The organism is Variovorax sp. SRS16, assembly GCF_901827165.1.
Taxonomy (GTDB): Bacteria; Pseudomonadota; Gammaproteobacteria; order Burkholderiales; family Burkholderiaceae_C; genus Variovorax.
Map to the genome: position 1 here is coordinate 2,059,144 of NZ_LR594666.1, position 26,414 is coordinate 2,085,557.

Here is a 26,414-nt window from a genome sequence, read left to right on the forward strand (position 1 = left end):
CCCCTTCGGGAAACACCGCGGATCCGGCTTTGCCGGTCCGCCGGTGTTTCCCCCTGCAAGGGGGGGGCAGAGCCGCACGAAGTGGGCGTGGCTGGGGGTTCAATCGATTTCAGCGCGGCGCGGCATGTCGGCCCCGCGGCGCGAGCAGGTGATCGCGGCTGCCCGCGCAGCGAAGTGCAGCAGCGCGCCGAGCGACACCGTGTCGAGGTTCGACAGAGCCTCGGGCGTCAGCGCATCGTGCTCGTCCAGCCAGGTGAGCAGCGCGGCCTGGAAGGTGTCGCCGGCACCGACGGTATCGACCACCTGCGTCTTCGGCGACGGCGCATCGGCCTGCGCCGCTCGGGTCCATGCGCTCGCGCCCTGACCACCGCGCGTCACCGCCACCAGCGCCGCGCCCTGCGCGAGCCAGCGCGCCGCGACCTGTTCCGGCGTTTCGGCCGGGTAGAGCAGGCCCAGGTCCTCGTCGCTGACCTTGACCAGGTGCGCGAGCGAGACCATCTGCTCGACCACCGTGCGCCAATGCATGAGGTCCGGATCGACATTGAGCCGCACGTTGGGGTCGTAGGCGATCAGCCGCTGCGCGCGCTCGCGTGCCGCCAGCGCGCGCAGGGCGCTGCCGACCGGCTCGACCGCGAGCGCGTAGGAGCCGAACTGCAGCACCCGCGTCGCCGGCGGCAGCGCGGGCAGCGTGTCGGTCGTGATCTGGCGGTCCGCCGCGCCGTTGCCGTGGAAGGCGTAGCGCGGCACGCCGTTGGCATCGACACTGACGACGCTGAGCGTGCTCGGCGCGTCGTTGCGCAGCACCAGCGAAGTGTCCACGCCCTCGGCACGCAGCGAGGCCAGCAGCCGCTCGCCGGGCGCATCGGTCGACAGTCCGGCCAGGAAGGCCACCGGCCGCGCCAGCCGCGCCAGCCCCTGCGCCACGTTGAGCGGCGAACCGCCGATGCGCGCGTCGAGCGTCAGGCCGGTCGGCGTCGATGCGCCCACGTAGACATCCATCAATGCTTCGCCGCAGACCACGAACATTTGCTGTCCTTTCGAATTGCACCGCCCGGTATTGTCGCCCGCGCCGACGCGCAGACCCCGCTCGGGACGCTGCGGCGGCGATAGGGTAAAAACGCGGGGTCCGGCGCCCGCGCGTTCGTCCTGCCGCCGCGCATCCCGAACGCTGCCCGAGCCCGCCGCGTCGCGCTTCGCCTCCCGTTTCAAGAAACCAAGGAAAGTATTTCCATGACCTCCGCCTCTTCCTCCACTCCCTACACCGACACCCGCCTGCTGATCGACGGCCAATGGGCCGATGCCGCCAGCGGCAAGACCCTCGACGTGGTCAACCCCGCCACCGGCAAGGCCATCGGCAAGGTCGCCCATGCCGGCATCGTGGACCTCGACCGCGCGCTCGCCTCCGCCCAGCGCGGCTTCGAGGCCTGGAAGAACACGCCGGCGCCCACGCGCGCCACGACGATGCGCAAGGCCGCGGGATTGATCCGCGAGCGCGCCGACACCATTGCCGCGCTGCTGACGCAGGAGCAGGGCAAGCCGCTGGCCGAGGCGCGCGGCGAGGTGCTCGCGGCGGCCGAGATCATCGAATGGTTCGCCGACGAAGGCCGCCGTGTCTACGGCCGCATCGTGCCCTCGCGCAACCTCGCGGTGCAGCAGCTGGTGCTGAAGGAAGCGGTGGGGCCGGTGGCGGCCTTCACGCCGTGGAACTTTCCGGTCAACCAGATCGTTCGCAAGCTCGGCGCGGCGCTCGCGACCGGCTGCTCCTTCCTCGTGAAGGCGCCCGAGGAAACGCCGGCGTCGCCGGCCGCGCTGCTGCAGGCCTTCGTCGATGCGGGCGTGCCGCCCGGCACCGTGGGACTGGTGTTCGGCGACCCGGCCGAGATCTCGAATTACCTGATCGCGCACCCGATCATCCGCAAGGTCACCTTCACCGGCTCGACGCCGGTCGGCAAGCAGCTCGCCGCGCTGGCCGGCGCGCACATGAAGCGCGTCACCATGGAGCTCGGCGGCCACGCGCCGGTGATCATTGCCGAGGACGCCGACGTGGCGCTGGCCGTGAAGGCCGCGGGCGCCGCCAAGTTCCGCAATGCCGGGCAGGTCTGCATCTCGCCGACCCGCTTCCTGGTGCACAACAGCCTGCGCGAGGAGTTCTCGCGCGCGCTGGTCAAGCATGCCGAAGGCCTCAAGCTCGGCGATGGCCTGGCCGAAGGGACGACCCTCGGCCCGCTGGCCAATTCGCGCCGCCTCACGGCCATGGCAAAGGTGATGGACGACGCGCGCGCCAAGGGCGCCAAGATCGCGACCGGCGGCGAGCGGGTCGGCGACGCCGGCAACTTCTTCGCGCCCACCGTGCTGACGGATGTGTCGCTCGATGCCGATGTGTTCAACAACGAGCCCTTCGGCCCGGTCGCCGCGATCCGCGGTTTCGACACGCTGGAAGAGGCGATCACCGAAGCCAACCGCCTGCCTTTCGGCCTGGCGGGCTACGCCTTCACCAAGTCGATCAAGAACGCGCACCTGCTCGGCCAGCGCCTCGAGCTCGGCATGCTGTGGGTCAACCAGCCCGCGATGCCTTCGGCCGAGATGCCTTTCGGCGGCGTGAAGGATTCGGGCTACGGCTCGGAAGGCGGCCCGGAAGCGCTGGAGTCGTACCTCGTGACCAAGGCGGTGTCGATCCTCGGGGTTTGATCCGGCCCTAGATCAGATTGCGCATCGCCTGCGCCGTCTCGCGCAGCACGGGCAGCACGCGGGCGACGGCGTCCTCGCTGCTTTCGTGGCCCATCGGCATCGTGATGTTGAGCGCGCCCACGAGCTCGCCGCGCCGATCGCGCAGCGGCACGGCGATGCCGCGCGAGTTGAGGTCGAGCTGCTGCTCCGACAGCGCCCAGCCCTGGGCGCGGATGCGCGCCAGTTCGAGCTTCATGCGTTCCTTGCTGGCGATGGTGTGCGAGGTGTAGATGGCGAGCTCGCGCGTGGCCAGCCAGCTCGCCAGCGCCTCGTCGCTGCGCATCGCCAGCATCAGCATGCCGGCGGCCGTCACCTGCGCGGGCACGCGGGCGCCCAGCACGTAGCCGGTGCTCATGCTGCGGTTCGGGCCGTTGCGCGCGATGTAGACCACCTCGTCGCCATCCATCACGCTGAGGTAGGCGATCTCGTGCGTGCCCGCCGCCACGCGCTGCAGGAAGGGCTGCACGATGCGCGGCAGCCGCGCCGATTCGAGGTAGGACTGGCCCAGCCGCAGCACCCGCGGCGTCAGCCAGAACAGCTTGCCGTCGCCCGCCACATAGCCCATGTGCTGCAGCGTCAGCAGATAGCGCCGCGCCGCGGTGCGCGTCATGCCGGTGCGCTGGCCGGCTTCGCTCGCGGTCATGCGCGGATGCGCGTCGTCGAAGGCCTCGATGACGGCGACGCCGCGTTCCAGGCCGGCGATCCAGTCGCGCTTGTCGAGCCCGGCGGGGGTGGGGAGGGTGGCTGTTTTCATGTCCGGACCTGGGCGATGCTGAATGAAGCACCTGTCTTTTTATCAAGGGAAAACCCTTGATTCGTTCAATGATCGATCGGAAGAGTTCGACGACCGATCATGTCGCACGGGTTTCGCTTTATCGCCTCCAGCGCGGGATCTAGAGTAGCGCAGCTTCCTTCCGACCTGCGCGATTGCCGAACAACCTTGAAGCGAGACCAGCACCCATGTTTCCCTCCATCGCGGGCAGTACCGCGCTGTACCTGCTTCCCGGCGACCCGGTCACCAATGTCCGCTTGCCGCGCATGTTCAACAGCGTGTTCGAACGTTTCGGCATCGACGCCGTGATGGCGCCGGTGCAGGTCGCCCGGCGCGACCTCGCAGTGTTCGTCAAGGCCGCCTTTCTCGCGAGGAATGTGCGCGGCATGGCGATCGCGCCGCCGCACAAGCCGCTCCTGGTTGATCTGCTCGACGGCTGCGGTCTGTTCGGCCGCGTGGCGGGCTCCGTCAACGTGGTGCGCCGCATCGAGAACGGCGAGCTCGAAGGCGATCTGTTCGACGGCGAAGGGCTGCTCGGCGCGCTCGATCACTACCACATCCCTTACCGCGGCAAGCGGGTGCTGATCCTCGGCGCCGGCGTGAGCGCGGCGGCGATCGGCGTGGCGCTGGCCGAAGGCGGTACGGTGAATGGCGCGGAGCACATCGCCTTTCACGATGTCGAGGCCGGCAAGGCGGCCGGTGTCGCGGCCAAGCTCGATGCCTTCTTCGATGCGTCCAGCGTCGCGGTCGACAGCAGCGATCCGGCTGGCTACGACCTGGTCGTCAATGCCACGCCGCTGGGCCTGGGCGAGGACGATGCGTTGCCGCTCGACGTGGCGCGCATGGAGCCGCATGCGGCGCTGTTCGACATCCTGCTGCGCAACCAGCCGACGCCGCTGGTGCGTGCGGTGCGGTCGCGCGGCCTCAATGCGCAGGCCGGCTTCGAGATGCTGGTGCAGCAGATGGCGCACTACCTCGACTTCTTCGGCCACCGCGATGCGGCGCACGGCGTGCGCGGCGATGCGGATTTTCTGCGCGAGCTGATCTATCCGGCCGCGATGGCGGGCGAGATCCGGCATCCACTGCGCTACCACTCGGCCAGCGTGGCCTGAGCGGCGAAGCTTCACCACGGGGATTCCATGGCCATCGCCATCGACCGCTTCGGCTTCAACACCGTCACCATGGGCGGCGAACTCGGTCACAAGCTCGACTGCATGAAGGCCGCCGGCTTCGCGGGCGTCGAGCTGTGGGCGCGCGACCTCATCAACCATCCGGCCGGCGTCGAGAAGGCCGCCGAGCTGGTGAAGGCCAGCGGCCTCAAGGTCACCGACTTCCAGCCGCTGCGCGACTTCGAGTGCGCACCCGACGCGATGCGGCCGCACCGCCTCGAGATGGCACGCGAGCAGCTGCGCCAGATGGCACTGGTCGGCACCGACCTCTTGCTCGTGTGTTCGACCACCAGCCCGCTCGCCATCGACGATCCCGAACGCGCCGCCGAAGACCTGCGCACGCTGGCCACGCTCGCCACGCCGCTGGGCATCCGCATCTGCTACGAGGCGCTGTCCTGGGGTCGCCACGTCAATCGTTGGCACCAGGCCTGGGACATCGTGCGCCGCTGCAACCGCGAGAACGTCGGCCTCAATCTCGATGCCTTCCACATGTCGGTGCACGGCGACGACACGCCCGAGACGCTGGCGCAGCTGGCCGCGGTGCCGATCGACAAGGTCTTCCTGGTCCAGCTGGCCGACTATTTCTTCGAGTACAGCGATCGCCAGGCCGACATGATCGAACTCGCGCGCCACCAGCGCCTCTTTCCCGGCGAAGGCCTGCACGATGTGCGCGACCTCGTGCAGCTGCTCGAGGACAAGGGCTACCGCGGCCACTACACCTTCGAGGTGTTCAACGACGACTACGTCAATTCCGACCCGATGGTGATCGGCCAGCGCGCCATGAAGAGCGCGCGCTGGATCAGCGAGTCGCACGTGGCCGGCAGCGCCATCGATTGATTGAAGCAGAGGACCCATGATTTCCGGCAAGACCACCCTCATCGCCCATCTCGGCTATCCGACCGAGAGCTTCAAGGCGCCCATGATCTACAACCCCTGGTTCGACAGGCAGGGCATCGACGCCGTCGTGGTGCCGATGGGCTGCAAGCCCGAGGACTATCCCGGCGTGCTCGCGTCGCTGTTCCGGCTCACCAACCTGCGCGGCGCGCTGGTGACCATGCCGCACAAGATCACCACGATGTCGCTGGTCGACGAGGTCACGCCGACGGCAAGGATCGCGGGCGCCTGCAATGCCGTCCTCAAGCGCCCGGACGGCACGCTGCTGGGCGACCAGTTCGACGGCGCCGGCTTCGTGCGCGGCGTGCTGCGCAAGGGCCGCGCGCTGGCAGGCGCGCGGGTGCTGGTCTCCGGCTGCGGCGGCGTGGGCTCGGCCATCGCGGCCTCGCTGGCGGCGGCCGGCGTCGCGCACCTGTCGCTCTTCGACGCCAGCGCCGCATCGGCCGATGCGCTCGCGGGCCGCCTGCGCGTGCACTATCCGGCGCTGACGGTGGGCACCGGGTCGAAGGATCCCGCCGGCCACGACGTGGTCGTCAACGCCACGCCGCTCGGCATGAAGGAGGGCGATCCGCTGCCCTTCGACATCGCGCGCATCGCGCCGGCGACCTTCGTCGGCGAGGTGGTGATGAAGTCCGAGTACACGCCGCTGCTGCGCGCTGCGCGCGACAAGGGCTGCGCGGTGCAGGTCGGCACCGACATGCTGTTCGAGATGATCCCTGCCTACCTCGAATTCTTCGGCTTCGGCACTTCGACGGCCGAGGAACTGCGCGGCGTGGCGCAGATCGCGTACTGACAAGGGGACAGCGGCACCATGAGCATTTTCGAAGGTTTTCTTTCCACGTCCGAAACGCTGGCCGCGTTCAGCGACCGCAATTTCGTCGACGCCATGCTGCGCTTCGAGGCGGCGCTGGCGCGTGCGCAGGCGCAGCTCGGGCTGATCCCCGAGTCGGCCGCGCAGTCGATCATCGGCAGCTGCAAGGTCGAGCTGTTCGACGTCGCCAAGATCGTGCGCGACAGCGGCCGTGCCGGCAGCGTCGCGATACCGCTGGTCAAGAACCTCAAGGATGCGGTGGGCGTGTTCAACGCCGACGCCGTGCCCTTCGTGCATTTCGGCAGCACCAGCCAGGACGTGATCGACAGCGCGATGGCGCTGGTCACGCGCGAGGCGGTGGCGCTGGTCGATGCCGACCTGCACAAGGCCGTGCAGGCGCTGCTGCGGCATGCCGAGCGCTATGCCGCGACGCCGATCCTGGCGCGCACCCTGATGCAGCCGGCCTCGGTGACGAGCTTCGGCTTCAAGTGTGCGGGCTGGGCGGCGCCGCTGGTGCGCAGCCGCGCGCGGCTGGCCGAGGCCGCGCGCCGCGCGCTGCAGCTGCAGCTGGGCGGCGCGGTCGGCACGCTGGCGCAGATGAAGGGGCAGGGCCCGGCGGTGCGCCAACGCATGGCCGAGGAACTGGGCCTGCACGATCCGGGCGCGACCTGGCACACGCAGCGCGACGAATGGGTCGCGCTCGGCTGCGAGCTGGGCCTGATGGTCGGCAGCCTGGGCAAGATCGCCACCGACATCGCGCTGATGGGCCAGTACGAAGTGGCCGAGCTCGCCGAGCCCAGCGAGCCCGGCCGCGGCGGCTCGTCGGCCATGCCGCACAAGCGCAATCCGGTCGCCTCGATGGTCGCGCTGGCGGCTGCGCATCGTGCGCCGCAGCGCGTGGCCGCGCTGCTGGCCGCGATGCCGCAGGAACACGAACGCGCGCTCGGCGCCTGGCAGGCCGAGCTGGCCGAGTGGCCGCAGCTGCTGATGTCCGCGCACGGCAGCGTGCGCGCGCTCGCAGGGGCTTTGCCCGGGCTGCAGGTGGACGCGGCGCGGATGCGCTCCAATATCGATCGCCTGCGCGCCGAGCTGCCGCGCGAGGCCGCCGACGAATGGTTCGATCCCGCGCTGGCGGCGCATGCCGCCGACATCACCGTGGCGCTGGTGAAGGACCTGCAAGCCCAACTCGATCCACGGAACACCGCACGATGACCGCACCCGCCGCACCGCCCGACGACTACCAAGCCGGGCTTCTCAACCGCCGCCGCGTGCTCGGCGACGCCTGGGTCGACAAGTCGCTCGCCAACCGCAATGACTTCAACAGCGAGTTCCAGGAACTCATCACGCGCCATGCGTGGAACGACATCTGGGGCCGGCCCGCGCTGGGCGACAAGACGCGCCGCTTCATGGTGCTGTCGATGATGCTCGGCATCCATGCGTACGAGGAGTTCGCGATGCACGTGCGCGCCGCGCTCGACGGGCCGCCCGAATCGCGGCTCACGCCCGAGGACGTCAAGGAAGTGATCATCATGGCCGCGATCTACTGCGGCGTGCCGGTCGCCAACCATGCCTTCGGCATTGCCACCGGCATCCTGCGCGAAAAGGGCCTGCTGGCGGAATCGCCGAAGTGAGCACGGTGGCCGCGCAGCGCGGCATCCCGCTCGCGCTGCTGCTGCCATTGCTCATGGCCGCGCAGCCGGTGGCCACCGACAGCTACCTGCCGGCGCTGCCGTCCATCGCCCGCGAGCTGGGGTCGGCCAGCGCGAGCCTCACCGTCTTCGTGCTCGCCTTCGGCCTCGGCCAGCTGCCCTGCGGCCCGCTGGCCGATCGCTGGGGGCGCCGGCCCGTGCTGCTCACCGGTCTCGCGTGCTATGCGTTGGCCGCCGCATGCTGCGCGCTCGCGCCGGGCATTCCGATGCTGGTGGCCGGCCGTGCGCTGCAAGGCTTCTCGATGGCCGCGATCCTGGTGTGCGCGCGGGCCGCGGTGCGCGATGTCTATCCGGCGTACGAAGGGCCGCACGTGATGGCGCGCGCGCTCACCGGCCTCGGCGTGGTGGCCCTGATCGCGCCGGTGCTGGGCGCCTATGCGGTGCAGGGCGCGGGCTGGCGCTGGGTGCTCGGCGGCATGGCGGTGTATGCGCTGGTGCTCTGGGGCATGTGCCTGCGCGGCTTCGACGAAACGCGCCCGCCGCACGCCGGTGCCACGGCGCCGCGCGGCAGCCTGCGCGCGGTCTTCGCGAGCCAGGGCTTTCGTGCCTGGTCCTCGGTGTCCGCGGTCACCTACGGCGGACTGTTCTGCTTTCTGCTGTTGTCCCCGATGGTCTACATCAGCTACCTCGGCCTGTCGCCGGGCTGGTACGGATGGATTCCGGCCGGCGGCTCGCTGGTCTATATCTTCAGCACCACGCTGTGCCGTCGGCTGTTGCGGCGCCATGGCGCGGTGCGGGCCGTGCAGCTCGGATCGATGCTCAGCCTGGGCGGCCCGCTGGTGCAGGCGCTGGGCTGCTGGCTCGAGCCGCTGTCGGCATGGCCGCTGCTGCTGGGCCACGGCCTCTACTGCATCGGCCATGGCATCCATCAGCCCTGCGGGCAGGCCGGCGCGGTCGGCGACCTGCCGCATCTCGCCGGCCGCGCGGTGTCGTGGTCGGGCTTCGGCATGATGGCGGTCGCGTTCATCGTCGGCCAGATCGCGGCCAGCTTCGTCGACCCCGCGATGAGCCACGGCGCCTGGCCGATGGTGCTGCCGATGGTGCTGGCCGGCGCTACGCTGGTGCTGATCGCCTTCGGATGGCTGCCGCGTCTGCCACACTCGCATCCAAGAAAGGAAACCCCATGACCCGCTTGAATGTCGTCCGCGAGGGCGAAGGCCCGATCGTCGTGCTCAGCCATGCGCTGGGCTGCGACCTGCGCATGTGGGACGGCGTCGCCGCCATCCTGTCGCGCGCCCACACGGTGCTGCGCTACGACCACCGCAACCACGGCGGCTCCGAGGTGGTTGCCGGTCCGCTCACGGTGCAGGCGCTGGCCGACGATGCGGCCGAGCTGATCGCGCGCGAAGCCGACGGCGAGCCCGTGCACTTCGTCGGCCTCTCGATGGGCGGCATGGCGGCACAGGCGCTGGCGCCGAAGCATGCGGCGCTGCTCAGGAGCGTGGTGATCGCCAATTCCTCGGCCCACTATCCCGATGCGGCGCCGTGGCGCGCACGCGTGCAGACGGTGCGAGCGCAAGGCGTGGCGGCGATCGCGGATGGTGCCGTGTCGCGCTGGCTGACGCCGGAATACGTCGGCACGCCCGAGGGCGCGGAGGCCGCGCGCAGGCTGCACGACACGCTGGTGCACACCGATGCGGCGGCCTATTGCGCGAGCTGCGATGCGGTGGCCGCGATCGACTTCCGCGACAGCAACCACCGCATCGCGGCGCCTACGCTGGTGATCGCCGGCACGCGCGACGAGGCCACACCGCCTTCGATGTCCGAGGCGATCGCAGCGGCCATTCCCCATGCGCGGCTGGCCGCCATCGATGCCGCGCATCTGAGCGCGGTCGAACGTCCTGTGGAGTTCACGCAGCTCTTGATCGACTTCTGGCGCAGCCTCTGACGACTGCGACGGCAGTGGGGTGATCGCCGCGGCCGCGGTTGAAAGACGCGCGGCCGACCCCATCATTCAGGCTTGCTCCTTCCTTCAGAGACCCCCGCCATGACCTCCCGCCTCAAGATCGATTTCGTCTCCGATGTGTCCTGCCCGTGGTGCGCCGTCGGCCTCGGCGCGCTGGAAGCCGCGCTCGAACGCGTGGCGCCCGACGTGACCGCCGAGTTGCACTTCCAGCCCTTCGAACTCAATCCGCAGATGCCGCCCGAAGGCCAGGATGCCTTCGAGCACCTGAACCAGAAATACGGCAGCACGCGCGAGCAGCAGGCGCAGTCGCGCGCCGCCATCCGCGCGCGCGGTGCCGCGGTGGGCTTCGCGTTCCGCGAGGAAGGGCGCTCGCGGGTCTACAACACCTTCGATGCGCACCGGCTTCTTCACTGGGCCGAACTCGAAGGCGCGGACAAGCAGATGGCGCTCAAGAAGGCGCTGCTCAAGGCCTGCCACACCGATGGCGAGAATCCGTCCGACCCCGCGCTGCTGGTGCGCCTGGCCGCCGAATCCGGGCTCGATCCGCAACGTGCGCGCGCCATCCTCGAGAGCGACGAGTACGCGGCCGAGACCCGCGAACGCGAGCGCCTCTACACCGATGCCGGCATCCATTCGGTGCCCGCCATCATCATCGACAACCAGCACCTGATCTCGGGCGGCCAACCGGTCGAGGTGTTCGAGCGCGCGTTGCGGCAGATCGCCGGCGCTGCACCGGCCACCCTGTCCGCAGCCTGACGCACGGCATGTAAAGCCGGTCAACCGCGGGCGCGACCGGGCGATTGATGGCGCATGGCCCCGGCATCGCGGGCCGGGAGCCCCGATGAAGATTCCCCGACTTTCAGCCGCCGCGTCTGTGTTGGCGATGACCGCCATGCTGCTGGCCGCCTGCGCGGCGCGGCCGGACCTCGGCCCGCCGCCGAAGGTCTCGGCCAGCGGCGAGGCCGCGCAATTGCGCTGGCTCGACCGCGTCACCTGGGGCGCCGATGCACGCGACGCGCAGCGGCTCGCGCGCCTGGGTCTGCCTTCCTGGTTGCAGCAGCAGTTGCATCCGGGGCCCGCGGTGCTGCCGGCCGAGGCGCAAGCGCAGATCGACGCGATGACGATCTCCCGCACGCCGGTCGATCAGCTGGCCGTGGCGCTGGAAGCGCAGCGCGTCGCCGCCGACGCGCTGACCGACGACGACCAGAAGAAGGCCGCGCGCCAGGCCTGGCAGCAGGAACTCACGCGCCTGATGCGCGAGGCGCAGCAGCGCTTCGTGCTGCGTGCGCTGTACTCGCCGAACCAGCTGCAGGAGCAGATGACCTGGTTCTGGATGAATCACTTCAACATCGATGCGCGCAAGAACAACCTGCGCGTGCTGGTCGGCGACTACGAGGAGAACGCCATCCGCCCGCATGCGCTCGGCAGGTTCCGCGACCTGCTCGGCGCGACACTGCACCACCCGGCGATGCTGCGCTACCTCGACAACGCGCAGAACGGCGCCGGCCACATCAACGAGAACTATGCGCGCGAGCTGATGGAGCTGCACACGCTCGGCGTCGGCGGCGGTTATTCGCAGACGGACGTGCAGGAGCTCGCGCGCGTGCTCACCGGCGTCGGGCTCGACCTGCGCGCGCTCGACGCGCCGCCGCCGCGCATGCGCCCGGCGCTGCAGGCCGGCTACGTCCGGCGCGGCGTGTTCGCGTTCAATCCCAATCGCCACGACGATGGACCGAAGACCTTCCTCGGGCAGCCGATCACGCAGCATGGCCTGGCCGAGGTCGACGAGGCGCTCGACCGCTTGGCGCGCGCGCCGGCCACGGCGCATTTCATCGCCAGCCAGCTGGCCGTCTACTTCGTCGCCGATGCGCCGCCGGCGCCGCTGGTCGCGCACATGGCGCAGACCTTCGAGCGGACCGACGGCGACATCGCGGCCACGCTGACGACGATGTTCGAGTCGCCGGAATTCACTGCCTCGCTGGGCGGCAAGTTCCGCGATCCGGTGCACTACGTCATCGCCGGCGTGCGGCTCGCCTACGACGGCCGCGTCGTCGCCAACGTGAACCCGATGCTGGCCTGGATGAACCGCATGGGCGAGCCGCTCTATGCGCACCAGACGCCCGACGGCTATCCGCTCACGCAGGACGCCTGGGCCAGCGCCGGCCAGATGAGCACGCGTTTCGAGGTGGCGCGTGCCATCGGTGCCAGCGGCGCGGTGCTGTTCCGCACCGACGACAAGGCGCCGCTCGAGCGGCCCGCGTTTCCGCAACTCGCCGATTCGCGCACCGTGCGCGCGGCATGGCCGGGCCTGAGCGCCGACACGCGCGACGCGCTGGCGCAGGCGACGTCGCCGCAGGACTGGAACACCTTCCTGCTGGCATCGCCCGAACTCATGCACCGTTGAAAGGAGCCTTCATGCAACGACGCGATCTCGTCAGGCTGCTTGCCGCGGCGCCTCTCGCCGGCGCCGCCGGCCGGCTCATCGCCGCGCCGGCGGCCGGCCATGCGCGGCTGCTGGTGGTCTTCCTGCGCGGCGCCTACGACTGCGCCAGCCTGCTGGTGCCGGTCGCGAGCGACTTCTACCGTGCGTCGCGCCCGAACATCGCGATCGCGCGGCCGGGCGAGCCCGGCGGCGCGCTCCCTATCGACGCTGCATGGGGGCTGCATCCGGTGCTGGCGTCGAGCGTCATGCCGCTCTTCGAAAGCAAGCAGGCCGCGTTCATCGCCTTCGCGGGCACCGACGACCTCACGCGCAGCCACTTCGAGACGCAGGATTCGATCGAACTCGGGCAACCGCTCGACCAGGGCCGCGACTATCGCTCGGGCTTCCTGAACCGGCTGGCCGCCGTGCTCGGCGCCGGCCCGTCGATCGGCGTCGCGCCGATCGCCTTCACCGACGAGCTGCCGATCTCGCTGCGCGGCGATGCCAAGGCGGCCAACATGGCGCTCGCGTCGGTCGGCCGGCCATCGGTCGATGCGCGGCAGAGCCAGGTGATCGAGGCGATGTACCGCCACACCGCACTGGCCCAGCCGGTGGCCGAAGGCTTCCAGGTGCGCGACGAGGTGCAGCGCGCGGTGAAGGACGAGATGGATGCCGCCAGCCGCAATGCGATGACGGCGCGCGGCTTCGAACGCGTCGCCCGCCGCATGGCGCGGCTGATGCGGGAGAACTTCGATCTCGGCTTCGTCGATGTCGGCGGCTGGGACACGCACGTGGGGCAGGGCGCCGCCGCCGGCTACCTCGCGAACCGGCTGGACGAACTGGGCCGCGGCGTCGCCGGCTTCGCCGAGGAGATGGGCCCGGAGGCCTGGCGCGACACGGTGGTCGTCGTCATCAGCGAATTCGGCCGCACCTTCCGCGAGAACGGCAACCGCGGCACCGACCATGGCCATGGCACCGTCTACTGGGTGCTCGGCGGCGGCCTCGCGGCGCAGGCCGGCGGCCGCGTGGTGGGCGAGCAGGTCGAGGTGTCGCAGCCGAACCTGTTCCAGAACCGCGACTATCCGGTGCTCAACGAATACCGGGCCGTGTTCGGCGGCCTGTTCCAGCGCATGTACGGGCTTTCACCGGCGCAGCTGGACCGCGTCTTCGCGCGCGTGACGCCGAAGGATCTGAAGCTGATCTGACCCGGGCGCGCCGCGGCCGCTGCCTGTGTCGCCCAGCCGGACCATCAGCCGGCGCAGCACCTCGGCTTCGCGTTCGGGATCGGCGTCCATCGGCTGCCATGCCTTCGGTCCTCCCGGGAATCGCCGTAAGCCTCGCGCATGCCGCGGTGGCTGACGTAGATTTCGGTGCCTTCGGCCGAGCGCTCCAGCCGCGTGCGGAAGCGATCGAGCTCGGCGGCCGAGCGCGCGGTGTCGACCATCGCGCCGAGCGCGTCGCGCACGCCGGCCTGGTAGGCGGCGGCCGAGATCACGGTGCTCCCGGTCGCGTCGTTGCCGGCGTGCACCAGTTGCGAGATATCGGGCGGCAGCTCGAGCGTGGGCGCCTTGCCTGCGCTGGTCTAGCGCATCCCTGCGCCCCGGGCGCCGAGCAGGCGGTGAGGCTCGCGAGCGATGCGAGGACGGCGAGGCGAAGCAGGGCGTTGCTGGATTTCATGTTCTTTCCACGCGGCGATGCGATGTCATGCGAGCGCAGGGATGCGCAACAGCTGGCCTCGATGGTCACGGCCAAATGCGCAGGCATGTGGGAGGCAGGCCCGGAAGGCCCACCGCGCCCAACAGCCCGACTAAGGCTTGCTCATCATCTCGATCAGCCGCGCCAGCGCCACCGATGGCGTGCCGCGCCACACCAGGTGCGTGTGGTTGGCGCGGATGCGCGCCGGCAGCGCATGCTGGCGCACGTCGGCCGTGGCGCGCAACGCCTTGAGCACCGACACCGGCACGATCGCGAAGCCGGTGCCCGCCGCCACGCAGGCGATCATGGCCTGGTAGGACGCGAACTCCAGCGAGCGCCCGGGCGCGAAGCCGCCCTTGCCCAGCCACTGCTCCAGCAGCCGGCGGTACGAACAGCCGTGGGCGAAGCCGATCAGCGTCGAGCCGGCGAGCTCGGCCGGCCGCACGACCGACGCCACGCTGCGTGCGGTGATCAGCACCAGTTCTTCGTCGAAGACCGACAGCGTGTGCAGGCCGGTCGCCGAAAAGGGCTCCGACACGAAGGCCGCCTCGACCTCGAAGGCATTCACGCGCTTGAGCAGCGCGCCTGTAGTGCCGGTGACCAGTTCGACCACCACGCCGGGATAGAGCTTGTGGAAGCGCGAGAGCACCGGTGCGAGCCGGCTGCCCGCCGTGCTTTCGAGCGAACCCAGCCTGAAGGCGCCGAGCGGGAGGTCGCTGCGCAGTTCGCTCTCGGCCTCGTCGGCCAGGCGCAGCAGGCGCTCTGCGTACGGCAGCAGCTTGTGGCCGGCCGGCGCGAGCGCGAGCGTGCGGCCCTGGCGATGGAACAGCTTGTGGCCCAGGCGCTCCTCGAGCTGCTGGATGCGGGTCGTGACGTTCGACTGCACGCGATGGAGCTTGCCGGCCGCGCGGATCACACCGCCTTCGGCCACCACGGCGCGGAAGATCTCGAGGGAGTCCAGATCGATGGTTCTCATAAGAAGAATGATTGTTCTGGATAATTCATTTGTGCAGAGCTTGGCATTCTGCGTCTAATGAAGGCCCGTGTCGAACGCCGCCGGCCTTTGCGTCGCCGCCTGGCCGGCCTCCCGAACGAACCGGATTCCCTCTCGCGAAAGGACATCAGATGACATCGCTGACCACACGCCTCGGCATCGAGCTGCCGATCATCCAGGCGCCCATGGCCGGGTCGCAGGGCAGCGCGCTGGCGATCGCGGTGAGCAATGCCGGCGGCCTCGGCTCGCTGCCCGCCGCAACCCTCGACGCGAACGCGCTGCGCAAGGAGTTGGCGGCCATCGCCGCACAGACCACGCGGCCCTACAACGTCAATTTCTTCTGCCACACGCCGCCGGTGCCCGACCCGGCGCGCGAGGCGCGTTGGCGCGAAGCGCTCGCGCCGTTCTATGCCGAGTTCGGCATCGACCCCGCCAGCGTGCCCGCCGGCCCGGGACGCCGGCCTTTCGACGCGGAGGCGGCCGATGTGCTGGCCGAGTTCCGCCCGCCCGTGGTGAGTTTCCATTTCGGCCTGCCGTCGGCCGAACTGCTGGCGCGCGTGCGTGGCTGGGGCGCGATCGTCGTCTCGTCCGCCACCACGCTCGACGAGGCGCGCTGGCTCGAACAGCACGGCGCCGACGTGATCGTGGCGCAGGGTCTCGAGGCCGGCGGCCATCGCGGCATGTTCCTCACGCGCGACCTGAGCACGCAGGTCGGCACTTTCGCGCTGCTGCCGCAGATGGTGCGTGCGGTGCGGGTGCCGGTGGTCGCGGCGGGTGGCATCAGCGACGCGGCCGGCGTGGCGGCCGCGCTGGCCCTGGGCGCGAGCGGCGTGCAGGCCGGCACGGCCTATCTGCTGACGCCGGAAGCCACGACCAGCGCGGTGCACCGCAGTGCGCTGCAGGCCGGGGCCACGCACACCGCGCTGACCAATCTGTTCAGCGGCGGCCCGGCGCGCGGCATGGTCAACCGCGTGATGCGCGAGCTCGGTGCCCTCAGCGACGCGGCACCCGACTTTCCGCTGGCCACGCCGGCCATCGCGCCCCTGCGCGCGGCGGCGGAGCGGCAGGGCAGCGGCGATTTCTCCCCCTTGTGGTCGGGACAGAATGCGAGCGGCTGCCGGGCCGTGCCGGCCGCGGAGATCACGCGCGGGCTGGCCGCAGGTCTCTGAGCCAAAGACGCGCGAACGCTTCGCGCAAGCGGGCCGGAGCGGGGCGCCGCGGCATCGTCAGGTTGCTGCCATCTGCCGCAGGCACAATGGCGCCCCGCGCGGACAGGGTCCGTGAACCCGACCCTTTGCCTCCGCTCCATGTTCGACAAACGATTTTTCCCTCGCCAGGCCGTCGCCTCCGGCGGCAACCGATGGGACTGGGCGCTGCTGCCGCTGGTGTTGGCGCTGCTGTTCGCGCTCGCCTGGGGCGGCTCGCAAATGGCGCGGCCCTACCAGCTCGGCGAGTCGCTGCCGATCAGCCTCGACCCGTGGTACCTGCCTTACTACCTTCTGCGCACCACGCTGCGCATGTTCCTCGCGCTGGGCGCGTCGCTGGTCTTCAGCTGCTGCTTCGCGGCGCTGGCGGCGAAGAACCGCACCGCCGAGAAGATCCTGATCCCGGTGCTCGACATCCTGCAGTCGATCCCGATCCTGGGCTTTCTGTCCATCACGGTCACCGGCTTCATCGCGCTGTTCCCGGGCAACCTGCTGGGCGTCGAATGCGCGGCGATCTTCGCCATCTTCACCTCGCAGGCCTGGAACATGGCCTTCAGCCTCTACCAGTCGCTGCGCACCGTGCCGCCCGAACTGCGCGAGGCGGCGTCCGTGTTCCAGCTCTCGGGCTGGCATCGCTTCTGGCGGCTCGAACTGCCCTTCGCCATGCCCGGGCTGCTGTGGAACATGATGATGTCGATGTCGGGCGGCTGGTTCTTCGTGGTCGCGTCCGAGGCGATCTCGGTGTCGAACCAGAACATCAAGCTGCCGGGCGTGGGCTCCTACATCGCGATGGCGATCGAGGCGCGCGACCTCGGCGCGATCGGCTGGGCCATCGGCGGCATGCTGATCGGCATCGTGCTCTACGACCAGCTGTTCTTCCGGCCGCTGATCGCCTGGGCCGACAAGTTCCGCTTCGAGGAAGGCAGCAGCGAGGACATGCCGAACTCCTGGCTGCTCACCTGGCTGCGCCGCACCGACCGGCTCAAGGGCCTGATGGTGCGCGCCGCGCGGCTGCTCGAACGCTCGCTGGTGCTGTTCCGGCGCGACCATGACGGCACCTCGATCAAGGCCCGCCCGCGGCCGCCCAATCCGGCCGTGGCGCGCGTGTGGGACGCCGCGATCGCCGCCGGGGTGCTGCTCGCGGTGGTGTGGCTGGCGCGCTTCATCCATACCGAGGTCGGCTGGTCCGAGGTGGCGCATGTGTTCCTGCTCGGCTTCTACACGCTGCTGCGCGTGCTGGTGCTGATCGCGCTGGCCGCGCTGGTGTGGGTGCCGGTCGGCGTGTGGATCGGCATGAACCCGCGCTGGGCCGGGCGGCTGCAGGCGGTGGCGCAGTTCATGGCAGCCTTCCCGGCCAACCTGATGTTCCCGGTGGCGGTGGTGTTCATCGTGCGCTGGCATCTCAACCCGAACATCTGGCTCGCGCCGCTGATGGTGCTGGGCACGCAGTGGTATCTGCTCTTCAACGTGATCGCCGGCGCGTCGAGCGTGCCGACCGAGCTGCGCTACGCGGCCAGGAACCTCGGCCTGCGCGGCTGGTTGATGTGGCGGCGCTATCTGCTGCCGGCGGTGTTCCCGAGCTTCGTCACCGGTGCCATCACCGCCAGCGGCGGCTCGTGGAACGCCAGCATCGTGGCCGAATACGTGACCTGGGGCGACACCACGCTGCAGGCCGCGGGCCTCGGCAGCTACATCGCCCACATGACGGCCATCGGCGACTTCCCGCGCATCGCGCTCGGCATCGGTGTGATGTGCGTGTTCGTGATGGGCATGAACCATTTCGTCTGGCGCCGGCTCTATGAATTGGCGGAGAACAGGATGCATTTCTGATGAACGCGCGAGGAGGGCCCATGGCCGAAGCCATCGTTGAACTCAAGGGGGTGGGCAAGTCCTTCCGCTCCGCCGACGGCACTGCACGCTCGGTGCTGGAGGGCGTGGACCTGCGCCTGGCCGAAGGCGAGATCGTCGCGCTGCTGGGCCAGTCGGGCTCGGGCAAGTCGACGCTGCTGCGCATCCTGGCCGGACTGATCGGCGTCGATGCGGGCAGCGTGCGCTATCGCGGGCAACCGCTCTATGGACCGGCGCGCGGCATCGCGATGGTGTTCCAGTCCTTCGCGCTTTTTCCCTGGCTCACGGTGCAGCAGAACGTGGAGCTGGGCCTGGAAGCGCGCGGCATCGAGCCGGCCGAGCGCGCACGGCGGGCCGAGGCGGCGATCGAACTCATCGGTCTCGCGGGCTTCGAGGGCGCGCTGCCGCGCGAACTGTCGGGCGGCATGCGACAGCGCGTGGGCATCGCGCGCGCGCTGGTGGTCGAGCCCGAGGTGCTGCTGATGGACGAAGCCTTCTCGGCGCTCGACGTGCTCACCGGCGAGCGCCTGCGCGACGACATCCTGCAGCTCTGGGGTGGTGGCGAGATGCCGACCAAGGCCATGCTCATCGTCTCGCACAACATCGAGGAAGCGGTGCTGATGGCCGACCGCGTGCTGATCTTCGCGACCGACCCGGGCCGCGTGCGCGCCGAGCTGCCGATCCGCCTGCCGCGGCCGCGCGCCGTCGAAAGCCTGGAGGTGAGGGCGCTGATCGACGAGGTCTATGCGCTCATGACAGAGAGCGTGGCCGTCGCCGGCCGCCCGGCCGACGAGGTGGTGCACATGCATCTGAGCGACCGCCTGCCCGACGCCGATGTCGGCCGCATGGAGGCCTTGCTCGAGATGCTGGTGGAGGACGGCCGCGACGGACGCGCCGACCTGCCGCAGCTGGCCGAAGAAGCCGAGCTCACCGACCACGAACTGCTGCCGCTGGCGCAGGCGCTCGCGCTGCTCGGCTTCGCGCAGCTGGCCGATGCCGACCTGCACCTCACCAGCCTGGGCCGCCGCTACGTCGAAGGCGCCCACACGCTGCGCCAGCAGCTGTTCGGCCAGCAGCTGCTGGCCCATGTGCCGCTGGCCGCGCACATCCGCCACAGCCTGGAGCAGGCCCCGTCGGGCGAGCTGCCCGAAGAGCCCTTCCTGGATCTGCTGCGCGAAAGCCTCGACGCGGTCGTGGCCGAACGCGTGCTGCGCACCGCGATCGAGTGGGGGCGCTATGGCGAGGTGTTCGAATACGAATTCAATACCGGCCTGATCCACTTGCCGGCCGGGGAAGAGGCCGAGGCGGTGGAATAAGGCTCACCCCCAGCCTCGCCCACTTCGTGTGGCTCCGCACCCCCTTGCAGGGGGCAACACCGGCGGACCGGCGAAGCCGGATCCGCGGTGTTTCACGAAGGGGCCCGGCTGTGCCGGCCGGGCGCTTGGCATAGACCGGCGCTGTTCGATGCAGGCGGGCTGACGCGAGGACTGAACCAAAAAGACTCCGACGTTACTCACGGCAGGCATGTATCCGTGGAGGTGCGTGCGTCCACCTATCTGCCGGAGGCAACGTCCGTGACCTTTCTTCTCGATCCTGAATACGTCAGCCAGCGCCTGAGCGAAGTGGCGCCGCAATCCGAAGCCATTGCGGCCGTGCGCCAGAACAGCGAAAGCACCTGGGCGCTCGCCTTCGACAACGACGTTGCGATGCTGATCGAGTGGGCCGACGAACCGGCGCGCATCGTCCTCAGCGCCGACATCGGCAAGCCGCCCGCACAACGCACCGCCGAAGTCCACGCGGCCGGGCTTTCCTACAACACCCTATGGCGCGAAACCGGCGGCGCCAGGATCTGCATGGGTGGCGAACCCGGCGATCTGCTGCTGGTCCGCGAACTGGACGCGGACAGCGTGCGGGGCGGCGATTTCATCGGAACCCTCGAACACTTTGCCGAGCTGACGCGGTGGTGGGAGGGCTATGTCACCAGCGAAGACCTCGGCATGAACATGCCTGGAATGGCAGAGCTGACTTCACGTGCCTGAGGAGGGCGAGCATGGTGCAGAACATCCAGCCATCGGAAGCCATGTCGGCGTTCCAATCGATTGTCGGGAAAGTCAATGACCGAGCCCTCCCTGCCTGACCAAGAGGAGCGCACGCCATGCAGAACATTCAAAAGCCCGCGAGACGCGTCGAGAGTCTCGACAGCATCGTTGCCGACCTCCAAAGTGTCGTCAATTCGAACAAGAAGTATCTGACCTCCATCAGGATGGGCTCAGACAATGGGTCCAAGACAGCGACCCGCGGCGGCGCAACGGTCGACCTCGAAGTACGCAGGACCGCCCAGCGTGATGACGCTCTTCACACCGTCGCGTCGCTGGTCGAGCAAGTCAAGCTCAACGCCCGCATGATGGACGCTGGCTACGTCCAGACCGCCATCACGAGCATCGACCAACTGCTGGCGAAAGCCAGCAGTTCCGGTGGGAACGTCCGGCTGGCGAAAATCAAGCCTCATTTGAAGGACATCATCAACGCCCATCGGGCGATGTCCATGGAGCAAGCCATGGACGTTGAAGACCGTAACAAGCACATCCAGGAGCGCATCGACGAGGCCTCGCAGCGGCCCCCCTCCGATGCCGCGTCGTCGTTCGACGGCTTCATGGCCGCCAATGATGTGGCGTTCGTTCACGGCAAGGCATGGAATTTTTTCGACGACACCCTGTCCATGCTCGCGCGTTCCACAAATCCATCAGCTCGGAAAGAAGAACTCGCGAAGTCCACCCTGCGTGATATTCCCGGCAAAGAAAAGCTGATGCAGGATATCCAGAACGCTGCCAGGCTTTCGCAAAAGATCTTCACCCGCAAAGACATCCGCGCTGACGCTCTCGGGGACCTGGACAGGGCAAGCCGGTCGTTCATCCATGGGTTGGCGCCCGCCAACCTTGCGGCCGTTTCGCAAGTGATGAAAAACGGACCGATGAGCAGCATGCTCACAGTGGTCGGCACGACGATGGCGGACATGTCGCTTCGTATCGACGAGTTGTTCAGCGCAGCCGAGGGCGACCCTGCGCAGTTCGCGGCGGCGGTGGCGGAATTGCGCAGAAGCATCACCACCCATGTGAACGACCTGCGGTTTGCCGCGTACGTTTGCACCAACGCGGAGTATCTCGCATCCATACCGGAAGAGTTCCGCGAAACGATGCGCAACTACGGCGAGACACTGCAGGAAATTGTCCTGCAGCTTCTCGATCCTCGGAGCGCACTCATGACCGTCAACAGTCTGACGCAGGCGGCGCAGACATGGCCTGGCGAGATCCAGCAGCGACTTGCGGCGGTCACGGCACCATTGCCAACACCAACACCAACACCAACACCAACACCAACGCCAACACCAACACCAACACCAACGCCAACACCAACACCAACACCAACACCAACACCAACACCAACACCAACACCAACACCAACGCCACCCCCGAACAGGCCACCGCCCGAGACCCCGACGCAGCCTCCGCGGCGGCCACCGCCCGAGACCCCGACGCAGCCTTTGCTTCCGCCTCAACTGGCGCCCCGGGCCAACAGCACGCTGCCTTTGGTTCCGCCACCTCCCTTGCCGACCACGCCCGCGCCTGCGTCTGTTTCGCCGCCCTCGGTTGCGCCACCCCCCTTGCCAACCACGCCTGTGCCTGTGCGCCCCAATGTCGCAGGTCGCGTGCGTCGTGTCGGCCAGCGCCTTGCCAGACAGCTGTCCCCCGCCAGCCGAACCAACGATGCCAGGCAGCCCATCGAGCCGTTGCGCAGAGGCGCCGCCAAAGTCCAGCAGGACGGTATCGATCGGTACGCTGCGGAAATACGCAAGCCCCGCACGCTCGGTACCCGGGCCACGATCGATGCATTCCAGGCCACCAGCGGTCTGCACTTCGTTGGCGAGAAGGCGCAGCACGTCTTCAGCGACATCCGCGACTCGCTCAAGACACCTTCTGGCCTGCCTGCAGGCGCCGGGACCGGCAGTTCATCCGCCGGCTCCGCAAACCCGGAAAAGCTTGAGCTGATGGAAGACATCAAGATCGGCGCATCGCGGGCGGCGAAGATCGGCCCATCAAGCCGCAAGGACTACGAGAAGTTCGCCGCCGTCACTCAGTCGTTCATCGAGCAGATGCCTGCCGGCCCCGAGCCTGCCTCCTACCGCATGGCGGCGGATGCGACGCAGAGCCTTCTCGGGTCGATCGACGATTTCGCGGAGAGATTGCCTACCTGGCTTGACGCTTTCCTGTCCGAAGACGATCCCGTCAAATTCGCCCAGAAAGCAAAGGCTTTGGAGCAAACCATGCTTTCGCAATTGAACCAGCTGCAGTTTGCGTCGCAGCTCTTCACCGACGAGAACTACCTCGCTCGATGGCCGGCAGATCAGCGGATGGCGCTGCGCGAGCTTGGCGAGAGTTTCCAGCAGATCGCGCTGAGGCTTTTCGATCCCGATGGGGCCTTCGCCGCCACCTATGGTCTGGCTCAGGCCGCGATAGCTTCGCCGGCAGAGGTCTTGCAGCAATTGCGATCGGCGATGCCAGCGCCGCCTTCTGACGTGCCGCCTCCGCCGTTCAAGCAGGAGGCTGAGTCGCCATTGCCATTGCCGGGCGATGGCGTGCCCGACAGCGCTCCGCCTTCAGTGAGCTCCTCGGAGTTCGGGGAAGTCCCCCCACCTCTGGATTTCCCTCCGTCTCTTCCTGTGCCATCCATGGCTTTGCCCGCATCGACGCCGACCACGCCCGGGCCTGCGCTTGCGCGTCCCAATGTCGCAGATCGCGTGCGCCGTGTCCGTCGGCGGATCGCCGACGGATTGTTCCCCGCCCGGAACAGCAAGTCACCCACTGCGGCGGCGCCGCGACGTGAGCAGCTTGCTGCTGCCAATCACGACCGCATCAATGTTTTGCGTTCTCAGATGGAGCAACAGCCCAGCACGTCCGATATCCCAGGCACGATCAACGGGTTCATGGCCGCCATTGAGCCGAGCATTGTCGATCGCAACGTGAAGCACCACGTCTTTCGCGATATTGGCCGGTCGATCCAGGCGTCCTCGGCGCCCACATCCGAACTGATGCAGCACGTCAAGACTGGTGAATTGCGCGCACAGCAAATCAGCCAGTCAAGCCAGGCAAAGCTCGAGAGCTTCATCAAGGTCACCGACTCCTTTGTCAAGCAGATGCCCGCCGGCCCTTACCGCATGCCGTCGGCGCAGGCCGCGAGGACCATGCTTTCATCGATCCGCAGGTCCATGGCGGCAATGTCCGTGCCGCTTGAAAATCTCTTGCTCGGAAAAATATTCTTCATCCAAGACGCGCGGGCACTGAAGGATGCCGTGCTCTCTCAATTGAATGCGCTGCAGTTTGCGGCGGCACTGTTCACCGACGAGAACTACATTGCTCAATTGCCAGCCGATCAACAGAAAGATCTGCGCGAGTTTGGCGAGAGTTTCCAGAACATTCTGCTGAACCTTCTCGCCCCCGAAGGCGCTTTCGCCGCCATCTATCGGCTGGTCCAAGCTGCGGAAGCGTCGCCCGACGAGGTCATGCGCCAACTTGCAGTGGCAGTGGAGGCGCGGTCTTCGTCGGCTCCTCCCGAAGATCTGCCTCCGACGCCGACCGGCTTTCCGTTCCAGGGAAACTGATCCGCGGCAGTCGAGGTGATCGCGGCCGCCAGTGCCGCATCAGGCAAAGAACCGATGGCGCAAAGGCCCGGCCCGGGCGGCGCCATGGCAGCCATGCATTCCCGTGCCTCGCGGCCGATCGCGCCGGCTCCCGGCGCTTTCGCTGTGCCTGCGCGTTGCGCAATTTCAAAAATGGAATTATATTCTGATAACAAATTGACAAGGCATCGCTGCAACGATGGAGACGCAAGCACTCGGCCTCGCAGGCCTGTTCGTCATCGCGCCCGATGTGAGCGCCGACGCGAACGGCCGCTACAGCTACTACTACAGCGAGCGCGCGTTCGCCGAGGCCGGCGCGGCATCGCACTACGTGCAGGAGCACGCCTCCTTCTATCCGCAGCGCCATACCGTGCGCGGCCTGCATTTCCAGAAGCCGCCGCACGCGCAGCACAAGGTGGTGCGGGTCGCGCGCGGCCGCATCTGGGATGTGTGCGTCGATGTGCGTCGCGGTTCGCCGACCTATGGCTGGCATGCGGCGGTGGAACTCGCCGCCGGCGACTGGCGGCAGTTGCATGTGCCGCCGGGTTTCGCGCACGGCTTCTGCACGCTCGAGCCTGATTGCGAAATCGCGTTCCGGCTCACTGATTACAACGACCGTGCCTTCGCCGGCGGCCTGCGCTGGAACGACCCCGCGCTCGGCATCGACTGGCCCTGCGGCGATGCGCCGGGCTTCGTCTTCCCGGTGGACCGGGAATGGCCGCTGCTCGACACCCTGGATTCACCCTTCCACGCTGGAGACATGCCGCGATGATCACACGCCGAGCAACCCTTCATGGCCTGGCCGCAGGCGCTGCCGCGATGATCGCCGGACCCGCGCTGGCGCAGGACGACAAGTCACCGGTCACGCTGCTGGTCGGTGCCGCATCGTCGATGGACTTCACTGCGCGGCTCATTGCCGAACAGTTGCGTGAGCCGCTGGGCCGCCCGGTCATCGTGCTGAGCAAGCTCGGCGCGGGCGGTCGCGTGGCGTTGCAGGAGCTCAAGCGCTCGGCACCCGACGGCCGCACGCTGATGTTCTCCACCAGCAGCCCGTTCGCGATCTATCCGAACATCTACACCAAGCTGGACTACGACCCCGTGACCGACTTCACGCCGATTGCAGGCGTCTGCTGGTTCGATGTCGGGATCGCCACCGGGCCGTCGACCGGCGTCACCGACATCCACCAACTCATCGGCTGGGCCAGGACCCGAACCCAGGAAGGCGCCAGCGTCGTCTACGGCGCGGCGCCCGGCGCTGGCTCGTCGTCGCACTTCGCCGGCATCGCCATGGCACTGGCCAGCGGCGTGCCGATGACGCCGGTGCAGTACAAGGACAGCGGCGTCGGCATCGTCGACCTGGCGGCCGGCCGGCTGCCGATCATGATCACCGGCACGAGTCCGCTGGTCGAGATGCACAAGTCCGGCAAGATCCGCCTGCTCGCGGTGTCGGGCGAGCAGCGATCGCCCCTCGTGCCCGAGGTGCCGACGCTGAAGGAGTCCGGCCTCGACATCACCATCCAGAACTCCGCCGGCCTCTATGCGCCCGCGAAGATGCCGCGCGACATGGTGGAGCGTCTCTACGGTGCGGTGATGCCGATGCTGCAGAAGGCCGACATGCGCGACAAGATGATCGGGCAGGGCATGGCGCCGTCGCCGATGAATGGCAGCCAGCTCGCGGCCTCGCTGGCCGGCGAGCGCAAGCGCTACGCGGTCCTGGTGAAGGCCAGCGGCTACGTGCCGGAGGCGCTGTGATGAGCGATGCACGCATGACGACGGCGCAGCGCTTTCTGGACGCGCTGGCCGCGCCGCAGGGCACCGGGGCCGACGCGCTGATGTCCTTGCTCCATCCGGACGTTCGCCTGATGCGCCTGGGCAAGACCGTGGACGGCACGGCCGCGGTGATCGACGAACTGCGGCAGGGCGCGAATGGCGAGCTGTCGCGCCGTCTGCAATGGCAGGCGCCGCAGCCGGTGGTGGACAGCGTGGTGCGTCTTGTCGGCGAGCGGCGCCCCGGCGAGCGCGATCGCGGCCTGGTCGTCACGCTCGGCTTCGACGGCGATGCGATCGCGCTGGTGCAGCAACAGCGCACCCCACCGCCACCGCCCGATGCGCAGCCGCTCGTGCTGCCGGCGTCGCTCAAGCGAATGATCGACCACGCGCTGGTCGAGCGCCATCCGATGCTGGTCGCCTACAGCGATCCCGAAGGCCAGCCGGTGCTGAGCTTTCGCGGCTCGGTGCAGGCTTACGGCGACGACCAGCTCGCGATGTGGATCCGCAGCCCCGACGGCGCCTTCATCCGTGCGATCCGCCACAACCCGAAGCTGGCGCTGGTCTACCGCAACGAGGAGACCAAGGCGACCTACAACTTCCAGGGCCGTGCGCGCGTGAGCGATCTCGGGAGCGATCGCCGGCGCGTCTTCGATGCATCGCCCGAGGCCGAGCGCGGCCACGATTTCGCGATGCTCGGCGTGGTGGTGCTGGTGGACCTGGACCGGGTCGAAGGCTATGCGGGCCTCGGTCCGGCGGGGCAGGTCGACCAGATCCGGCTGGTGCGCGGCACGGTGCCGAACTGATTTTTTCTTTTCTCA

23 protein-coding genes are annotated in these 26,414 nt (G+C 68.6%); 19 read left to right on the plus strand and 4 right to left on the minus strand.

Annotated elements, in window-relative coordinates; genetic code table 11:
* Positions 1 to 99: 99 nt before the first annotated feature.
* Positions 100 to 1,026, minus strand: coding sequence for a carbohydrate kinase family protein (locus E5P2_RS10015; RefSeq protein ID WP_162566941.1), 927 nt, complete (start codon positions 1,024 to 1,026; stop codon positions 100 to 102).
* Between the two features lie 204 nt (positions 1,027 to 1,230).
* On the opposite strand from E5P2_RS10015, the gene E5P2_RS10020 reads away from it, so the two are divergent.
* Positions 1,231 to 2,688 carry an NAD-dependent succinate-semialdehyde dehydrogenase gene (locus E5P2_RS10020; protein ID WP_162566942.1) on the plus strand — a complete coding sequence of 486 codons (1,458 nt, stop codon included), beginning with the start codon at positions 1,231 to 1,233 and terminating at the stop codon, positions 2,686 to 2,688.
* Positions 2,689 to 2,695: 7 nt separating this feature from the next.
* Here E5P2_RS10020 and E5P2_RS10025 read toward each other — a convergent pair whose 3' ends face one another.
* On the minus strand, positions 2,696 to 3,481 hold the full coding sequence (locus tag E5P2_RS10025) for an IclR family transcriptional regulator domain-containing protein (RefSeq protein ID WP_162566943.1): 786 nt from the start codon (positions 3,479 to 3,481) through the stop codon (positions 2,696 to 2,698).
* A 206-nt stretch (positions 3,482 to 3,687) separates the two neighbouring features.
* On the opposite strand from E5P2_RS10025, the gene E5P2_RS10030 reads away from it, so the two are divergent.
* From E5P2_RS10030 to E5P2_RS10075, 10 genes are all read left to right on the plus strand, one after another.
* The gene (locus tag E5P2_RS10030; protein WP_162566944.1) at positions 3,688 to 4,611 is read left to right on the plus strand and encodes a shikimate dehydrogenase family protein; all 924 of its coding nucleotides are present in this window, start codon (positions 3,688 to 3,690) and stop codon (positions 4,609 to 4,611) included.
* A gap of 27 nt (positions 4,612 to 4,638) precedes the next feature.
* Positions 4,639 to 5,505 (plus strand): sugar phosphate isomerase/epimerase family protein, encoded by an 867-nt coding sequence (locus tag E5P2_RS10035; RefSeq protein ID WP_162566945.1) that lies wholly within the window; start codon positions 4,639 to 4,641, stop codon positions 5,503 to 5,505.
* A 16-nt stretch (positions 5,506 to 5,521) separates the two neighbouring features.
* Complete coding sequence (locus E5P2_RS10040) at positions 5,522 to 6,355, plus strand: shikimate dehydrogenase family protein (protein WP_162566946.1); 834 nt, start codon at positions 5,522 to 5,524, stop codon at positions 6,353 to 6,355.
* Between the two features lie 18 nt (positions 6,356 to 6,373).
* Complete coding sequence (gene pcaB / locus E5P2_RS10045) at positions 6,374 to 7,585, plus strand: 3-carboxy-cis,cis-muconate cycloisomerase (RefSeq protein ID WP_162566947.1); 1,212 nt, start codon at positions 6,374 to 6,376, stop codon at positions 7,583 to 7,585.
* On the plus strand, positions 7,582 to 8,004 hold the full coding sequence (locus E5P2_RS10050; RefSeq protein WP_162566948.1) for a carboxymuconolactone decarboxylase family protein: 423 nt from the start codon (positions 7,582 to 7,584) through the stop codon (positions 8,002 to 8,004). The genes pcaB and E5P2_RS10050 overlap by 4 nt, the downstream gene beginning before the upstream one ends.
* A gap of 53 nt (positions 8,005 to 8,057) precedes the next feature.
* Entirely contained in the window at positions 8,058 to 9,209 is a 1,152-nt protein-coding gene (locus tag E5P2_RS10055) for an MFS transporter (protein WP_162570427.1), read from the plus strand.
* The gene (locus E5P2_RS10060; RefSeq protein ID WP_162566949.1) at positions 9,206 to 9,970 is read left to right on the plus strand and encodes an alpha/beta fold hydrolase; all 765 of its coding nucleotides are present in this window, start codon (positions 9,206 to 9,208) and stop codon (positions 9,968 to 9,970) included. The genes E5P2_RS10055 and E5P2_RS10060 overlap by 4 nt, the downstream gene beginning before the upstream one ends.
* 99 nt (positions 9,971 to 10,069) lie before the next feature.
* Positions 10,070 to 10,744 (plus strand): DsbA family oxidoreductase, encoded by a 675-nt coding sequence (locus E5P2_RS10065; RefSeq protein WP_162566950.1) that lies wholly within the window; start codon positions 10,070 to 10,072, stop codon positions 10,742 to 10,744.
* Positions 10,745 to 10,829: 85 nt separating this feature from the next.
* Positions 10,830 to 12,392, plus strand: coding sequence for a DUF1800 domain-containing protein (locus E5P2_RS10070; RefSeq protein WP_162566951.1), 1,563 nt, complete (start codon positions 10,830 to 10,832; stop codon positions 12,390 to 12,392).
* 11 nt (positions 12,393 to 12,403) lie between these two features.
* Entirely contained in the window at positions 12,404 to 13,615 is a 1,212-nt protein-coding gene (locus E5P2_RS10075) for a DUF1501 domain-containing protein (RefSeq protein ID WP_162566952.1), read from the plus strand.
* Between the two features lie 44 nt (positions 13,616 to 13,659).
* On the opposite strand, the gene E5P2_RS10080 is transcribed toward E5P2_RS10075, so the two are convergent.
* Together E5P2_RS10080 and E5P2_RS10085 are read right to left on the minus strand one after the other, a co-directional pair.
* Positions 13,660 to 13,938, minus strand: a complete 279-nt coding sequence (locus E5P2_RS10080; protein WP_162566953.1) for a hypothetical protein — start codon at positions 13,936 to 13,938, stop codon at positions 13,660 to 13,662.
* Positions 13,939 to 14,217: 279 nt separating this feature from the next.
* The gene (locus tag E5P2_RS10085; protein ID WP_162566954.1) at positions 14,218 to 15,081 is read right to left on the minus strand and encodes a LysR family transcriptional regulator; all 864 of its coding nucleotides are present in this window, start codon (positions 15,079 to 15,081) and stop codon (positions 14,218 to 14,220) included.
* 149 nt (positions 15,082 to 15,230) lie between these two features.
* Here E5P2_RS10085 and E5P2_RS10090 point away from each other — a divergent pair, with 149 nt between their 5' ends.
* From E5P2_RS10090 to E5P2_RS10125, 8 genes are all read left to right on the plus strand, one after another.
* Entirely contained in the window at positions 15,231 to 16,268 is a 1,038-nt protein-coding gene (locus E5P2_RS10090) for an NAD(P)H-dependent flavin oxidoreductase (RefSeq protein WP_162566955.1), read from the plus strand.
* Positions 16,269 to 16,406: 138 nt separating this feature from the next.
* Positions 16,407 to 18,134, plus strand: coding sequence for an ABC transporter permease (locus E5P2_RS10095; protein ID WP_162566956.1), 1,728 nt, complete (start codon positions 16,407 to 16,409; stop codon positions 18,132 to 18,134).
* A 20-nt stretch (positions 18,135 to 18,154) separates the two neighbouring features.
* Entirely contained in the window at positions 18,155 to 19,468 is a 1,314-nt protein-coding gene (locus E5P2_RS10100) for an ABC transporter ATP-binding protein (RefSeq protein WP_162566957.1), read from the plus strand.
* Between the two features lie 87 nt (positions 19,469 to 19,555).
* On the plus strand, positions 19,556 to 20,191 hold the full coding sequence (locus E5P2_RS10105) for a type III secretion system chaperone (RefSeq protein WP_162566958.1): 636 nt from the start codon (positions 19,556 to 19,558) through the stop codon (positions 20,189 to 20,191).
* A gap of 116 nt (positions 20,192 to 20,307) precedes the next feature.
* Positions 20,308 to 23,808: a hypothetical protein gene (locus tag E5P2_RS10110; protein WP_197908477.1), complete on the plus strand. Its 3,501-nt coding sequence runs from the start codon at positions 20,308 to 20,310 to the stop codon at positions 23,806 to 23,808.
* Between the two features lie 217 nt (positions 23,809 to 24,025).
* The gene (rfbC, locus tag E5P2_RS10115) at positions 24,026 to 24,598 is read left to right on the plus strand and encodes a dTDP-4-dehydrorhamnose 3,5-epimerase (protein ID WP_162566959.1); all 573 of its coding nucleotides are present in this window, start codon (positions 24,026 to 24,028) and stop codon (positions 24,596 to 24,598) included.
* The gene (locus E5P2_RS10120) at positions 24,595 to 25,578 is read left to right on the plus strand and encodes a Bug family tripartite tricarboxylate transporter substrate binding protein (protein WP_162566960.1); all 984 of its coding nucleotides are present in this window, start codon (positions 24,595 to 24,597) and stop codon (positions 25,576 to 25,578) included. The genes rfbC and E5P2_RS10120 overlap by 4 nt, the downstream gene beginning before the upstream one ends.
* Entirely contained in the window at positions 25,578 to 26,399 is an 822-nt protein-coding gene (locus tag E5P2_RS10125) for a pyridoxamine 5'-phosphate oxidase family protein (protein ID WP_162566961.1), read from the plus strand. Before E5P2_RS10120 ends, E5P2_RS10125 begins: the two co-directional genes overlap by 1 nt.
* Positions 26,400 to 26,414: the final 15 nt, after the last annotated feature.